The 14,878-nt window shown below is 38.3% G+C and carries 17 protein-coding genes, 2 pseudogenes and 1 other annotated feature; of the genes and pseudogenes, 5 read left to right on the top strand and 14 right to left on the bottom strand.

The features are described from left to right. Positions 1-16: 16 nt before the first annotated feature. The 5 genes from HT723_RS09575 to HT723_RS09555 all read right to left on the bottom strand — a co-directional run bounded on the left by HT723_RS09575 (position 17) and on the right by HT723_RS09555 (position 5,685). Positions 17-1,195 (bottom strand): MFS transporter, encoded by a 1,179-nt coding sequence (locus HT723_RS09575; RefSeq protein WP_172935101.1) that lies wholly within the window; start codon positions 1,193-1,195, stop codon positions 17-19. 79 nt (positions 1,196-1,274) lie between these two features. Next, complete coding sequence (locus HT723_RS09570) at positions 1,275-2,138, bottom strand: MutR family transcriptional regulator (protein ID WP_172935100.1); 864 nt, start codon at positions 2,136-2,138, stop codon at positions 1,275-1,277. Positions 2,139-2,140: 2 nt separating this feature from the next. Continuing rightward, entirely contained in the window at positions 2,141-4,042 is a 1,902-nt protein-coding gene (locus tag HT723_RS09565) for an ABC-F family ATP-binding cassette domain-containing protein (protein ID WP_172931378.1), read from the bottom strand. Positions 4,043-4,464: 422 nt separating this feature from the next. Further along, positions 4,465-4,740, bottom strand: coding sequence for an HU family DNA-binding protein (locus HT723_RS09560; RefSeq protein WP_001284639.1), 276 nt, complete (start codon positions 4,738-4,740; stop codon positions 4,465-4,467). A gap of 105 nt (positions 4,741-4,845) precedes the next feature. Beyond that, on the bottom strand, positions 4,846-5,685 hold the full coding sequence (locus tag HT723_RS09555; protein WP_023933529.1) for a DegV family protein: 840 nt from the start codon (positions 5,683-5,685) through the stop codon (positions 4,846-4,848). A gap of 141 nt (positions 5,686-5,826) precedes the next feature. On the opposite strand from HT723_RS09555, the gene HT723_RS09550 reads away from it, so the two are divergent. Further along, positions 5,827-6,675 (top strand): YitT family protein, encoded by an 849-nt coding sequence (locus tag HT723_RS09550; protein ID WP_100103962.1) that lies wholly within the window; start codon positions 5,827-5,829, stop codon positions 6,673-6,675. Positions 6,676-6,767: 92 nt separating this feature from the next. On the opposite strand, the gene HT723_RS09545 is transcribed toward HT723_RS09550, so the two are convergent. Next, a complete protein-coding gene (locus HT723_RS09545) occupies positions 6,768-7,685 on the bottom strand; it encodes a bifunctional riboflavin kinase/FAD synthetase (RefSeq protein ID WP_100103963.1) in 918 nt (305 codons plus the stop codon). Between the two features lie 307 nt (positions 7,686-7,992). Between HT723_RS09545 and HT723_RS11845 the strand changes: the two genes are divergently transcribed. From HT723_RS11845 to HT723_RS11700, 3 genes and pseudogenes are all read left to right on the top strand, one after another. Continuing rightward, a complete protein-coding gene (locus HT723_RS11845) occupies positions 7,993-8,109 on the top strand; it encodes an SPJ_0845 family protein (RefSeq protein ID WP_267240009.1) in 117 nt (38 codons plus the stop codon). 14 nt (positions 8,110-8,123) lie between these two features. Then, positions 8,124-8,186, top strand: a pseudogene (locus tag HT723_RS11705) (permease); the annotation flags it as partial. Then, positions 8,182-8,307, top strand: a pseudogene (locus tag HT723_RS11700) (TIGR03943 family protein); the annotation flags it as partial. The pseudogenes HT723_RS11705 and HT723_RS11700, both read left to right, overlap by 5 nt. A 138-nt stretch (positions 8,308-8,445) precedes the next feature. On the opposite strand, the gene rpmA reads toward HT723_RS11700, so the two are convergent. The 4 genes from rpmA to HT723_RS09520 form a co-directional block, all read right to left on the bottom strand. Further along, positions 8,446-8,739 (bottom strand): 50S ribosomal protein L27, encoded by a 294-nt coding sequence (gene rpmA / locus HT723_RS09535; protein WP_000916509.1) that lies wholly within the window; start codon positions 8,737-8,739, stop codon positions 8,446-8,448. Positions 8,740-8,755: 16 nt separating this feature from the next. Next, positions 8,756-9,100 (bottom strand): ribosomal-processing cysteine protease Prp, encoded by a 345-nt coding sequence (locus tag HT723_RS09530; RefSeq protein ID WP_000613692.1) that lies wholly within the window; start codon positions 9,098-9,100, stop codon positions 8,756-8,758. Positions 9,101-9,115: 15 nt separating this feature from the next. Then, positions 9,116-9,430 carry a 50S ribosomal protein L21 gene (gene rplU, locus HT723_RS09525; protein ID WP_000109141.1) on the bottom strand — a complete coding sequence of 105 codons (315 nt, stop codon included), beginning with the start codon at positions 9,428-9,430 and terminating at the stop codon, positions 9,116-9,118. Positions 9,431-9,465: 35 nt separating this feature from the next. Continuing rightward, positions 9,466-9,585 (bottom strand) — a sequence feature (ribosomal protein L21 leader region). Between the two features lie 64 nt (positions 9,586-9,649). After that, a complete protein-coding gene (locus HT723_RS09520) occupies positions 9,650-10,348 on the bottom strand; it encodes a YoaK family protein (RefSeq protein ID WP_023933523.1) in 699 nt (232 codons plus the stop codon). 402 nt (positions 10,349-10,750) lie between these two features. Between HT723_RS09520 and HT723_RS09515 the strand changes: the two genes are divergently transcribed. Further along, a complete protein-coding gene (locus tag HT723_RS09515; protein ID WP_023936829.1) occupies positions 10,751-11,050 on the top strand; it encodes a YbaB/EbfC family nucleoid-associated protein in 300 nt (99 codons plus the stop codon). Positions 11,051-11,391: 341 nt separating this feature from the next. Here HT723_RS09515 and pta read toward each other — a convergent pair whose 3' ends face one another. From pta to HT723_RS09495, 4 genes are read right to left on the bottom strand one after another with little or no spacing between them, the layout of a single operon-like run. Further along, entirely contained in the window at positions 11,392-12,366 is a 975-nt protein-coding gene (pta, locus tag HT723_RS09510; protein WP_000451579.1) for a phosphate acetyltransferase, read from the bottom strand. Positions 12,367-12,409: 43 nt separating this feature from the next. Continuing rightward, on the bottom strand, positions 12,410-13,306 hold the full coding sequence (locus HT723_RS09505) for an RluA family pseudouridine synthase (protein WP_172935099.1): 897 nt from the start codon (positions 13,304-13,306) through the stop codon (positions 12,410-12,412). After that, on the bottom strand, positions 13,303-14,121 hold the full coding sequence (locus tag HT723_RS09500) for an NAD kinase (RefSeq protein WP_000799053.1): 819 nt from the start codon (positions 14,119-14,121) through the stop codon (positions 13,303-13,305). Before HT723_RS09500 ends, HT723_RS09505 begins: the two co-directional genes overlap by 4 nt. After that, complete coding sequence (locus HT723_RS09495) at positions 14,105-14,776, bottom strand: GTP pyrophosphokinase family protein (protein ID WP_000171676.1); 672 nt, start codon at positions 14,774-14,776, stop codon at positions 14,105-14,107. Before HT723_RS09495 ends, HT723_RS09500 begins: the two co-directional genes overlap by 17 nt. Between the last annotated feature and the right edge of the window lie 102 nt (positions 14,777-14,878).

The raw sequence follows: 14,878 nt of genomic DNA, 5'->3' as shown, positions 1-14,878 counted from the left end.
TAAAACTCAAGCAACCTTATATAAATTTTTCAAAATGAGTTCGAACATAAATAAACGATATACAAGACAAGATGATAACACCACTTCCAATTATCAGGAAAGAAGAGAGATGTACACTTGGCAAGACTGTCATAAATCCTTTTGCAATAGGCATAAATAGAATAGCTAAGGTAAAAATTGTACTCAGTACTCTCCCAAGAAATTCGCTCCCAATCTTGGTTTGTACTTGAGTAAAAAAGTGAATATTAAAAATCGTCATAAACAATTCACAAACTAAATTTCCAGAAAAGGAAAGAAAAGTTGGAAGTGGTAATCCCATCATAAAAACTCCGACACCTGTCAAAGCCAGTAAAATCAAAAGATTATAAACATTAGCTTTAATTTTACTAGCTAGAAGAGCCCCAATGATGGAACCAATAGCCCCCATAGTTAAAATACTTGCATAGGCTCCTTCTGACCCGTAAAGCTGATTCGAAAAGGGAAGTAGAAATTCAAAAGCGGCAAAAAAGAAATTAACGCTGGAAGCTACCAGCAAAAGGAAGAAAATTTCTTGCTGATGCCAGATATAGTGTAACCCATCCTTGATATCTACAAAAATATCTCTCCCAGTAAAAGCCTTTTTCTCTTGAATTTTTGCTTCCTCTTTTGGAAGAAAAGCCACTAGAACAAAAGCAATGAAAAAAGTCAGCGAGTCTAGCAGTAGTGTCATATGGAGACTTGCAAACTGTAAAACAAGGAAGGAAAGAACAGGAGAGCTAACACCTACAACCTGCAAAACCAGCTCTAAGCGAGAATTATAGATCACAATCTCATCTTTCTCAACAACCTCAGTTATAATGGCTTTATTGGCTGTACGAGAAAAGGCAAATGCAACCGCCTGAACAATATTGGCAACAATCAAAGCTCCAATCATCCAGCTGTCATTTCTTATAAAAGAAATAGCCAGACAAAGAATCCCACAAACAAGGTCCGTCGTCATTAAAATCTTACGACGAGAAAAACGGTCTGAAATGACTCCGCCAAATGGGTTGACGAGAATGGATGTGACGAGTTCAGAAATCTGATACATTCCTAAAACTGTCTGTCCGATAGTTCCCATGGAAGCCAACCAGACACTATTGCCATAATCATAGAGCATATTCCCTATCCTGTTAACAGCTCCACGGCTAATCAACTGTACTGCATAGCGATTCATATAAAAACTCCTCTCAAATTTTGAAACTATTGTATCAAAACCGAAAGGAGCTTTTTATTTTTTCCCTTATTTGGGAAAATTAATCTTTGACAAATTTTTCGTAGTGTTCCTGATAGTAGGCTACTTGCTCTGGAAGACCTAGCACATCAAAAATATGCATGGCCTCTTGCATTTGGCTACAACCTTCTTTACACTTTCCTTTTTGATATAAGGCAAAACCTTTTAAATAATGGAAAACATTACGCTCATAAAGCTTAATACCTTTACCAATAATCTTCTCTGTATAAGTCTCGAAATAGCTTGCATTGTCAAAAGAAAGATGCTCTAAACAATGCTGGTAACAATTGAGGGCCAAAATCAACACTAATCTCTTATGGCGACCAATCTCTTGGTAAAATTCCTCCCTCTCCATGACTTCTCTACCAATCCGAGTGACATAGTCCACATCGTAGAAACTATAGAGGTTCCCGAAAAGAATCAACTCATACATGGTCCATTCTTCTGTTTTGAAGAGATAATCTGCTACCTTATCCAAATCATCCTGCTTCATATCATAACTCGCATCTCTTTGACAAATCAGACCTTGTAGCAAAATCCAGTTCAGCTCAAAATAAAGGGGAGTCGTCGAACTCTTAGCCTTTTCAAGTTGTTCTTCTTGAAGCTTTTGAAAACCTGCAATATCATTTGAGTAGTAAAGTGGGATAATCTGTGCCATCATAGCAACATGTTCATGATTTTGAAAATCCCTAGCCTTGTCCATGAAATTTTCAATGGTCACATGAATATTATCCAAAATTTCAAAAAAACGTGAGACTGCTAGGTCAGATTCCCCAAGCTCAAAGCGAGATAACTGAGAGGTTGAACAGGACTCGCCTGCTGCTTCCTTTAAAGAATAATTTCCACTTGTTCGAAATTCACGAAATACTTTTCCAAGATGTTCCATCTTTACACCTGCTCTGATAATTCTTCCCACTCAAGCATAGCTTCTTCCTGACGGTGGCTGATTTTGTCCAGCTCAGCCTGCAATTCCATCAGTTTGTCGGCATCGTTTGTTTCCAACATTTGTTCAGAAATGGCTTGGCTTTGACTTTCTAGCTCTTCAATTTCAGCTTCTAGACTTTCGATTTGTCGCATGAGCTTACGAACTTCTTTTTGACTTTCTTTCTGAGCTTGATAGTCATTAACTGGGCTTGCTTCTTTTGCTTGATTGCTGGTTGAAGCTTCCTCTGTCAGACCGACTTCCATTTCAGCCTTTTTATCGACATAATAATCGTAATCTCCCAAGTAAAGAGTCGAGCCATTCTCAGACAATTCCAGTACATGAGTTGCCACACGATTGATAAAGTAACGGTCGTGGCTGACGAAGAGAAGAGTTCCATCGAAGTCAATCAAGGCATTTTCCAACACTTCCTTGCTATCAATATCCAAGTGGTTGGTTGGCTCGTCCAGAATCAAGAAGTTGTTGTTTTCCAAAGACAATTTAGCCAAAAGCAAACGTGCTTTCTCGCCACCAGACAGCATGCCAACTGATTTTTTGACATCATCTCCTGAGAAAAGGAAGGCACCTAGACGGTTACGGATTTCAACTTCTGGTGTCAACTTAAAATCATTCCAGAGTTCATCCAGTACAGTATTACTTGGTGTCAGCTTGCTTTGGGTCTGGTCATAGTAACCAACCTCAACATTAGCGCCAAAGCGCTTTTCCCCCTTGATAAAAGGAATCTGGTCCACAATAGACTTGATAAAGGTTGACTTGCCGATACCATTTGGACCAACGATAGCGACAGCATTCATCTTACGAAGATCTAGGCTAATCGGTTGTGACAGGACTTCCCCATCATAGCCAATAGCTGCATTTTCAACAGTCAATACAACATTACCAGACGTTTTTTCAGACTGGAAGGTCATATTGGCTGATTTCTTGCCAGCTTCAGGCTTGTCCAAACGCTCCATTTTTTCTAGTTGTTTACGACGGGATTGGGCGCGTTTGGTCGTTGAAGCACGGACTAGATTGCGATTGACAAAGTCTTCCAGAGCAGCGATTTCCTTTTGTTGCTTTTCATAGTTTTTTGCTTCAGTAGCTAGCTTCTGCTCCTTCAACTCAACAAAACGAGAGTAATTCCCCACATAGCGATCCAAGGAATGCTTGGTCAAATCCAGCGTAATCGTCGCAACCTTATCCAAGAAATAACGGTCGTGGCTGACGATAATGAGGGCGCCGCTATAGTTTATCAAATAATTCTCTAGCCAGGCGATGGTTTCAATATCCAAGTGGTTGGTTGGCTCGTCCAAGACCAAGAGATTTGGCTTTTCAAGAAGCATTTTGGCCAGCGCCAGACGGGTATTTTGACCACCAGAAAGCTCAGCAATTTTCATCTGCCACATAGACTCGTCAAACTTGAATCCATTCAAAATCGCTCGAATATCAGCTTCATAAGTGAAACCACCTGCTTGGTGAAAATTTTCAGATAAGCGGTCGTAATCTGACATCAGTTTATCCAAATCCTCACCAGACTTTTCACCCATCTCCAGCTCCATCTGACGCAGTTGTTTCTCAGTCCGACGCAAATCATCAAAGACATGAAGCATTTCATCGTAGATAGTGTTTTCAGATTCAAAACGGCTATCTTGGGCTAGGTAAGACAGAGAAATATCTTTTTTCTTATTGATTTCTCCGCTAGTTAGCTCCTCTTCTCCAACTAAAATCTTCAAAAGAGTAGACTTACCTGCACCATTTTTCCCAACAAGGGCAATCCGATCTCGTTCATCAACTTGCAGGTTGATATTATCGAAAAGAACCTCTCCTGCAAAAGAACGTTCAATTTTATTAGCTTGTAAAATAATCATACAAGTAGTATAGCATGTTTCCCTAAGGCATTCAAGATAATGGTAAGTATTTTAGTGAAGGGTTTGTAACATAAAGTAAATTATGTAAAATTTATGTTAGATTCCTTCGCTATCTTGTTGGACTTTCTAACCAGCTAATCTTGCTTCAAATAGTTATCGCACAAGTCTATTATTTAATTCTTTTCATTATATACGTACGTATAGCAAATTGAAATAAGATGAGAACAAATCGATTGGGAAAGTAAAATTAATTTCTATAAATGTTTTAGCAATTGTTTCGTACTATTTTAGATTCAGTCTACTATATATACAATATTTTCGGAACATTCAACTTTTTAACTCTATTTATTACTAGATTTCATAATTAAAAAGCCTACCGACCAAGCTAGAAAGCTTGATACAATAGGCTTTTTAAAGACTGATTATTTAACAGCGTCTTTAAGAGCTTTACCAGCTTTGAATGCTGGAACTTTAGAAGCTGCAATTGTCATTTCTTTACCAGTTTGTGGGTTGCGACCTTTACGTTCTGCACGCTCACGAACTTCAAAGTTACCAAAACCGATCAATTGAACTTTTTCACCAGCTGCAAGATAGTCAGCTACTGCTGCAAATACAGCTTCAACTGCTGCTGCTGAGTCTTTCTTAGTCAATTCTGTAGCTTCTGCTACTTTAGCGATCAAATCTTGTTTGTTTGCCATGTTAACGATTCCTCCAAATAATTTCTAATTAACAAATATAATCATATCCTAAAATCCCTTTTAGGTCAAGTTAAAAACGCTATTTCTTCCCATTTTATTTATTTTTTAGGAATGGTAACGTACCAAAATAGCCCACGCATTCTCACCCGTGTGAGTTTGAATAATGGAACCTGTTTCTAAAACAGAAATTGGCTTTTCAACATAAGCTTGTAAGCTTTCTTTCATCTCTTTTGCCCAATCAGCACTACCAGAATATGAAATTCCAATCTCTGCTACAGAATGTTCAGAAAGCGATGTTATCAACTCATCTAACCATTTTTTAAAAGTTTTAGCACCACGACCTTTAACCATTGGCTGCAATTCATGGTCTTTCATTTGCATGACAACACGGATATTGAGAAGGGAGCTCAACAATCCAGTTACACGGCCAATTCGTCCACCTTTGACAAGATTTTCCAAAGTTGAAACGCCAATATAAAGTTCTGTGTTGTTTTTAACCTCTTCTACATGAGATAAAATTGTCTCCATGTCTTTGCCTTCTTGTGCTAATTTAGCAGCTTCGACAACTTGGAATTTCAAGGCTTGGTCAGTGAAGGAACTATCGATAACTGTCACATCGGCAGTAGATAAACTAGCACCTTGGCGCGCTGCTTCTACAGTCCCCGAAAGAGCATGGGACATATGAATAGCAAGAATCTGGCTACCATCCTTGCATAGGTTTTCAAACACTTCAGCAAAGACACCTACAGGCGGCTGGCTTGTTTTCGGAAGATTCTTAGCTTCTTGCATCAAGTGAAGAAATTTACCTTCTTCTTTCAAATCAGCATCAGAATAAACAACATTATCAATCATTACAGATAATGGAACAATTGTAATATCTAATTGCTTTACTAGTTCAGGTTCAATAGTAACAGATGAATCGGTTACAATCTTAATTTTTGTCATAGTATCAATCTTTCTATTTTAGGATTCAGATTGGTTTCCTTGCTTCTAATTATATCAAAAAAAAGATTAAAAATCCTAATGGAGTCAATCAAATTTTCTGTAAAATTTGATATAATCAACTTATAAGAAAAGAGGTGTCCTATGATTAAAAAAATTTACCCCATTTTTACCATTTTACTAGGTGCTGCTATTTATGCTTTTGGACTGACTTATTTTGTAGTTCCCCATCATCTCTTTGAAGGAGGGGCGACAGGCATTACCCTCATCACCTTTTATCTTTTTAAAATCCCTGTTTCCCTCATGAACCTGCTGATTAATATTCCCCTTTTCATCCTAGCTTGGAAGATTTTTGGAGCCAAATCCCTCTATTCTAGTTTACTAGGAACCTTAGCTTTGTCCGCCTGGTTAGCTTTTTTTGAGCATATTCCCTTTCATATTGATCTTCAAGGTGATTTACTAATCACAGCCCTTATAGCGGGAATCCTATTAGGAATTGGCCTTGGAATTATTTTTAATGCTGGAGGTACAACTGGCGGAACTGATATTCTAGCTCGTATTCTCAACAAATACACTCATATATCCATAGGAAAACTGCTCTTTATCTTAGATTTTTGTATTCTCATGTTGATTCTCCTAATCTTCAAGGATTTGAGATTGGTTTCCTACACGCTTTTGTTTGATTTTATTGTTTCTCGTGTTATTGATTTGATTGGTGAAGGAGGATATGCCGGCAAAGGCTTTATGATTATCACAAAACGTCCTGACCAACTTGCTAAGGCAATTAATGATGACCTCGGAAGAGGTGTTACTTTTATTTCTGGTCAAGGCTACTATAGTAAAGAAAATTTGAAAATCATCTACTGTATTGTCGGTAGAAATGAGATTGTGAAAATGAAAGAAATGATTCATCGAATCGATCCTCAAGCCTTTATAACCATTACAGAAGCCCATGAAATCCTAGGAGAAGGATTCACCTTTGAAAAAGAATAAAAAGAGGTAGTGTAGTGATCTCAAAAGTTAGACTAAATCATCTATCTTTTGGGTTACAGACAACCTCTTTTTTGTTTTATTTACTCAAGCTCTTAAGACCAATTCCGAGTTACTTCTTCATCAGCCTTTAACTGATCCACTAATTGGTCAACTGAGTCAAATTTGGTCATATCTCGAATGCGATCAAGCCAATAAACCATGACGGTTTCCCCATAAATATCTTGATTAAAATCAAAAATATTGACTTCAAAACGTGCTTCTTCTCCATCAAAGGTCACATTTTTCCCGACACTAGCCATAGCACGATACTTCTGTCTTTGAATCTCAACATCAACGACATAAACGCCATCTGCTGGCATATAAGTACGGTCTAAAAGCACTAAATTCGCTGTCGGATAACCAATTGTACGACCACGAGCATTACCATGAACCACCATACCTCTTGATGGAAGCGGTGCCCCCAAAAGTTCTCCTGCTTCTTTCACATTTCCATCTAAAATAGCTTGACGGATACGAGTTGAACTAATCTTTCCTTTCTCATCTTCTATAGGTGGAACAATGATAACTTCTCCATCAAAGTAATCCTTTAAATCTTCTGCTGTTTTTTTGTCAGAACCAAATGTATAATCAAAACCTGCAACAATAATTTTGGCATTCATAGCCTTGATATAAGTTGCAAAAAATTCTTCTGCCGTGAGACTAGCGAATTGACTACTAAAATCAAGGAGATATAATTCTTCTACACCTTCGCGCTTTAATTTTCTTTCACGTTCAGCAGGGTTCAAAATATGCAAAAACAAATCTGGATGATAAGGCTCTAAAGCGATCTTTGGAGATTCATTAAAGGTCATAACGACGATAGGCAATAAATCCTTTCTCGCAGCTTTGTTGGCAACACGAAATAATTCTTGATGCCCCTTATGTATGCCATCAAAATAGCCGAGAACAACGACTGAATCAGATGGTGTGCCAATATCTTTTTGGTTTTTTATAGGAATAGTAATAATCATAAAATAATTATATCATAGCGATAGCTATTTCTGGAACAGAAAATCTGAAATGTCGTTTTTTTCACCTGAAGTGTAGCTGTTTTCAAAAAGCACTTCACTCTATCGTTGCTTAACTATGAACTTTGCAATATTCTTCTCAAAAACTTGTAGGACATCTTCAAAAGTTTGAAAGGAGTGATTAGACTTGTTAGGTAACCATAAAGTGTCATACTATGCTTATGTATGAAAAAGCAATGCAACTAACTCCTGAGAACTTTAAATTACTAATTGGTGTCGAAAAGGTAGAATTTAGAATAGAGGTACACCTATGGCTGTAAAATTTACAAAACGAGACAACTTGGTCAAGATATTTGAAGAGTTTCCTAAACTCCCTGATTTGAAGCAAGTCACTTTCCCTGATGACAAAGAAAAAAAGCCAAAGTAGAAAAGAAAAACTAGATGACTGCTTTTCAACAACTCCCATCCAGTGTGCTTCAGATTGGAGCTATTTTTCTCTCCATCTGTTATCTTGGATTCTCGCTAAAGAATATCTTTTTCCTTATCAGAAGGAACGGCTCAAGCCATTCAGACAAGTGGAGGGATGACAAGCCAATATTTGAAACCAGATACCAGTTCTTATTTCATTTTACTATATTAAAAAGTATGGGTACCAAACAAAAAACAGGCTCTCCGAAAACTCGGAAAGCCTTATTTAATGCTACTTCTAGCTTCCTCGCCTTTACAGTTCAAGGCTCGGGATAAAAAGGTTCACTGAACCTTTTTATTTAGCGATTGGGTAAACAGAAACTTGTTTTTTATCGCGTCCTTTACGTTCAAAGCGTACTACGCCTTCAACTTTAGCGAACAAAGTATCGTCTCCGCCACGACCAACGTTTACACCTGGATAGATGTGTGTACCACGTTGACGGTAAAGGATTGATCCACCTGTTACAGTTTGTCCGTCAGCTGCTTTAGCTCCAAGACGTTTTGCTTGTGAATCACGTCCGTTTGATGTAGAACCTCCACCTTTTTTGTGGGCGAAAAGTTGCAAGTTGTTAAGAGTCATTTTTAACATAATGTTTTCCTCCGTGTTAGTTTTCTGTGATAACTCTGGTTTGGACGAACTCAGACGAGTTCTCCGATAAGTTTGCCATACCTAAGAAAAATGATTCAAAGAATAACTGGGTCATTTCTCTCTGGTGTGAAGGAAGATCTTTTGGAATTTCAACCATCAGATAACCACCTTCATCTTCGTTTAATTCTAGGATTGGTTCATAGCCTGCAAATTTCTCAATAGAATTGATAAAGTTAATGGCAAGCGTAGAAACCGATGCACACACGACATCTAAGCCGCATTCGCCACTCTCGGCGTGTCCAGTAATTTCCGCATTCCTCAGCTCGCCATCTTCGGCTCTCTCAAAGACTGCTTGTATCATGTGTTCTCCTTAAAATTAAGCGTTGATTGCGTTGATGACAACTTTAGTATATGGTTGACGGTGACCTTGTTTACGGTGGCTACCTTTTTTAGGTTTGTACTTGTAAGTAACCACTTTCTTTTGTTTTCCTTGTTTTTCAACAGTTCCAACCACAGTAGCTCCAGCAACAAGTGGAGTTCCGACAACAGTGTTTTCACCACCAACAAGAACAACTTCGTTAAAAGTAACTTCTTGACCAGCTTCAACGTTCAATTTTTCAACGTAAACTGCTTGACCAACTTCAACTTTAACTTGTTTTCCGCCAGTTTTGATAATTGCGTATGTGCTCATTATGCACCTCCTATGATTTTTATGGGTTTCCCCGACTTTTTGTGAAGACTCGCCTAGCATCGTGGGACGAACCACTTAAAAGAAGAGCTCTATGTAGAACAAAGTTTAAATTTGTTCTACGACGAGCAACGATGTTCGTGCGGTTGCACAGGATTGTGCATAGTCAACTCTCTAAGTATAGCATATCTCCTATTTTCTTACAAGTAATAACACCTAAAATCAAGCTTTTTCTTTTACTTTTTTCCGCCACGAGGCAAAAAGCATGCTGATATAAAAAATGCTCATCATAATAGGAACACCAAGAATGGTCTTTTCATGATAGAAAATCGTCAAATAGGCTGAAAAGACAACGCCAAGGATAAAACTACTAAGCAGGCTAACAAATATGAACCCTTCACGCAAAAAAGGAGTGTGCTTAGTTCGGAAATAATTTCCAAAAGCTAGCATTGTTCGTTTGATATTCCCTGTCATAAAGGCATTATTATAAGCAATACCCGAAACCTCACCAAAGGCAGTTGTCACCAGTCCCATACAGAAGGCCAAGGGCGGCACTAGATAGATATTATCTACAGTTTGTGGCACAAAACCAATAATTATTGATAAGATTACCAAAGGAATCAGTGACAGAATTGGCTTTTTCACAATTCTCAATTTTTCCCTATAAATGGTTAGTAAAAAAACTCCCAGCATAAACGCTATTAAGGTTAAAAGCTTATCCCTAACATCCGAAACATTATTCTGTATTAGCTCTACCGAAAGAAAGACAACATTTCCAGTTTGTCCAGCTACAAGGGTATTCCCGCGAACAATAAAAGTGTAAGCATCCACATATCCAGCACAAAACGTCAAAAAAAGTGCTAACCTTTTAGACTGACGTGATATTTTTCTTATAGGTAATAACCTCATTTTCCCTCCCATTGTATTTTCTCTTAGAAATATTGTACCATTTTCTTTCTAAAAAATCGTAGGCTACCATTTAGATTTTACTATTAGCATAAAAATAATAATAGACAACTATTTATCCGAAAATAGATAGAGGTACCATGTTTGTAGACAAAGCATACAAACCTTTAGTAAAATCATTTCCATGAAACTAGAATAGAGCCCCTCTTAACAAAAATCATTATTTTAATTTATTTCTAATCACTCCTTGACATAAATAACTCTCACCAATAAAAGACTATGTCTTAAAAAAATGGTATAATAAAATCAATACTTGGGCTTGATGGCTATGCTACTAATAACAATTAGGAGAGAAAATCAGGCACTTGTTAACAACAAGGATTATCCCCTTGAGATGAAAGGAACTTTAGAAATCTTATGATGAACATGCAAAACATGATGCGTCAAGCACAAAAACTTCAAAAACAAATGGAACAAAGCCAGGCCGAACTTGCTGCCATGCAATTTGTTGGCAAATCTGCTCAAGACCTTGTCCAAGCGACCTTAACTGGAGATAAGAAAGTTATCAGCATTGATTTCAATCCAGCTATCGTTGACCCAGAGGACCTTGAAACTCTTTCTGATATGACCGTTCAAGCCATCAACTCTGCTCTTGAACAAATCGATGAAACTACCAAGAAAGAACTGGGTGCTTTCGCTGGGAAATTGCCATTCTAAAAACAAGGAGCTAGAACAATGCTTGTCGATAACAAAGGCTAAGAAAGGTGCAAAAATTATAAAAAACGCATAATAGCAGGTGTCAAAACACTCAATATTATGCGTTTTCTCATGAAAAAATTCTCTTTTCATACTCATTTAAAATCAAAAAGGGAATTTATCGTTTTACGGACATGTATATTACAGATTTCCATAGGTCGTATATAGACAGGATATTATCGATTGGAAGTTATCCTTTTTGACACCAATCAGTAATTTAGTTCTCAGGAATTAATAGCAGTGCTTTTCGTACATAGTTTCATAACTACAGTATAGCATAGTATATCGCTTTATAGTTTTCACTATTGATGAACTGCTTGAGCTGCTGTGATAAGGGTTAACTTGTAAACATCATCTGCATTACATCCACGAGAAAGGTCGTTAACTGGCTTGTTCAAACCTTGCAAAACAGGACCTACTGCCGCAAAGCCACCAAGACGTTCAGCCATCTTGTATCCGATATTTCCTGCCTCGATACCTGGGAAGATGAAGACATTTGCTTGACCAGCTACCGTACTTCCAGGAGCTTTCAAAGCTGCAGTTTCAGGAACAAAGGCTGCATCAAATTGCAACTCACCATCGATTTCAAGGTCAGGGCGCAAGTCGTGAGCAATTTTAGTTGCTTCAACGACCTTATCAACGCTTTCACCAAAACCTGAACCTTTAGTAGAATAGCTTAGCATAGCAATTTTAGGCTCGATTCCAAACATCTTAGCTGTGATTGCTGAGTTGATGGCAATTTCAGCCAAAGCTTCTGCATCTGGATTGATGTTGATAGCACAGTCTCCAAATAGGTAACGTTCAGAGCCACGAACCATGAGGAAGGCACCTGAAGTACGAGTTACATTTGGACGAGTTTTGATGATTTGAAGGGCTGGACGAACTGTTGAAGCAGTTGAATGAATCGCACCTGACACCATTCCATCAACCAAGCCCAAGTAAACCAACATAACACCAAAGTAGTTTACATCTTCAACCAAAACCTTGCGTGCATCTTCTTCAGACATTTTGCCCTTGCGACGCTCCACTAGGGCAGCAACCATTTCTTCAAATTGAGGATAATGTTGAGGGTCAATGACTTCATAACCATCCATGATCCCTTCAATTTCAAGATAAATTTTAATTTTTTCAGGATTTCCAAGCAAAACAGGAATCACTTCTGTTTCTTTTACCAAGCGTTTAGTTGCTTGAAGAATACGAGGCTCTTCCCCTTCAGGGAGAACGATACGAGCATTTTTGCCAACTAGGTTGGCTTTGAGACTTTCAAAAACTTCCATGAGTTTTCTCCTTTAAAATAATAATTATACTCTGAATCAGTTTTTATAGAGTATTAGTTGATAACTGGGTAATAAGGTTGCTAAAATCATCCGGCAAGGGACTTTCTAACTGCAAATCTTGCTCTAAAAATGGATGATAAAAAGATAGGAAATGGCAATGCAGAGCCTGACGTTGAATGCCGTCATCCAAGCTACCACCGTACAAATCATCGCCCAACAAAGGAAAACCAATATGAGAAAAATGGACTCGGATTTGGTGGGTTCGTCCAGTATGCAGACGAATATCAACCAAGTGGATATTTCCATAAGAAGCGACAATCTTGTAAGAAGTATGGGCATACTTTCCACCTTTAGCCACCCGTCTGGTGATAATAGAGTCTTCGTCACGCGCAATCGGAGCAATAATTTCCCCCTCTGACTCCAAGTGACCATCACCTTTAACCAAAGCAAAGTAGCGTTTTTCAATGGACTTCTTCTGCAACTGCTTGTCTAATCGTGCATGGGCATAGCCGTGCTTGGCAAAGAGCATCAAGCCAGAAGTATCTCTATCAAGCCTGGTTACAATATGAACCTGCTGATTTTCGTAATTTTGCTTGACGTAGTAACCCTTGATAAAATTGGCAATGGTATTAGAGTGATTGACACTAGGAATAGAAGCCACTCCATAGGGTTTGTTTAAAACTAGAAAATGATCATCCTCATAGAGAATATCTAATGGATGCTCAATAGCCTCCAAGGTTTCAAAGCCTTCCTCAGCGGGAATGTAAATGGTAACGTAGTCTCCAACGTCCAATAGATACGTTGCATTTTGCGGTTGATTATTGACCAGAATAGCTCCACCTCGAAACTTAATCTTGGCCAGCAATCCCTTAGAAACCTCGTGCTTTTTTAAAAAGGTCTTAACCTTGACATGTTCATCTGCGATAAATTCAAACCTCATTCATCCACCTCACCGATAAAGGCATCCTTAACACGGTTCCAGAAACTGGTATGGCTAGGAGTCGCGACAAAGTGAATCTTATGATGGTCGATTTGATACTCAATACGCTCAATATTACGGAAAGAATAAACGCTATTGTCAACCGAAATAGTATGATAATCGTTTCTTGTTGGAATAAGTTCAATCTTATCCTTCTTAGGCACAATAATGGAAGAGCCCAGTGTTCGATAAACACGATTATTAAGGCTGGCAATTTCCGTTAATTGCAAAGCTTCAATGGTAGGGTGTAAAACAGCACCGCCAAGAGACTTGTTATAGGCAGTACTACCAGTCGGTGTCGAAACTGTTAGCCCGTCTCCACGAAAACGTTCAAAGGGAACACCATTTATTACAATATCTGCCACCATGGTTCGATCAGACCTGCGGATGCTGGCTTCGTTGAGTGCTCTGAAAATCTTAACTTCACCATTTTCAAGAAAGACCTTCACATTCAGAACAGGGTAAGAAACCCTTGCCCCAGTATCTAGCTGCAAATTAGTCACTAGCTTGTCCAACTCAAAATCACGATAATCTGTATAGAAGCCCAAATGTCCAGTATGAAGACCGATAAAGCGGACCTTGTCAAGCTGATTTTCGTACTTATGAAAGGCCGACAAGAGCATACCATCCCCGCCAATGGAAATGACAATATCCGGATTGGTATCATTGAGTATAAACTGATTTCTCTTCAAACGATCTCGCAATTCATACAAAACCCTTTGACTCTGCGGTTTTCTATTGGCTATCAGATCAATTCGTTTACCTGTATTCTTCATCTGTATCGTCACTGTTTCCTACACCGTCATTTAATTTTCTACTCAAAGGATCAAAAAGTGCCTGAGCTTCTTGGATATCATCACGAATTTCACCCATTTCTTCATCCAACTGATGGGCGATTCTAGCTGTAATTTCCAGTCGCTTCTTAATCTCATCTGGGAAATCCCCTTGGTACTTGTAGTTGAGAGAATGTTCTATCGTTGCCCAGAAATTCATGGCCAAAGTACGAATTTGAATTTCTGCCAAAATAGTCTTAGCTCCATTGATGGTATCAACCGTATATTCTACTACCACATGATAGGAACGATAGCCTGATGCTTTTCTATGAGTAATGTAATCTCGCTCCTGTATGATTCGCATATCCTGACGCTTGTGCAAAATATCCACTACTTCCTTGACGTCATCTACAAACTGAACCATCACACGTAAGCCAGCAATATCCTGCAAATCGTGTTCCAAGGTCGCATAAGTAATGCCACGACGAGCCATTTTTTCTTTGATGCTCTCAATTGGCTTGACTCGACCGGTCACAAACTCAATTGGAGAATGCTTATTTTGCTTACGATATTGCTTACGAATACCACGAAGTTTAATCTTTAACTCACCAACAGCTTGAATGTAAGGATCTAGAAATTCTTCCCATTCTAAGGTCATATATTCTCCCTTGTTCTCATATTATCCGTCAAAAATATCTTTGATTTTTTCTCCAGATTCATATACAATAAATACAATGCTTATTATACCATAAGTGAAAAA

Source organism: Streptococcus sp. 2106, from assembly GCF_013277315.1.
In the GTDB taxonomy this organism is placed as follows: domain Bacteria; phylum Bacillota; class Bacilli; order Lactobacillales; family Streptococcaceae; genus Streptococcus; species Streptococcus pseudopneumoniae.
The sequence above is the reverse complement of the archived record's forward strand: the minus strand, read 5'-3'. Positions and strand labels throughout refer to the sequence as shown.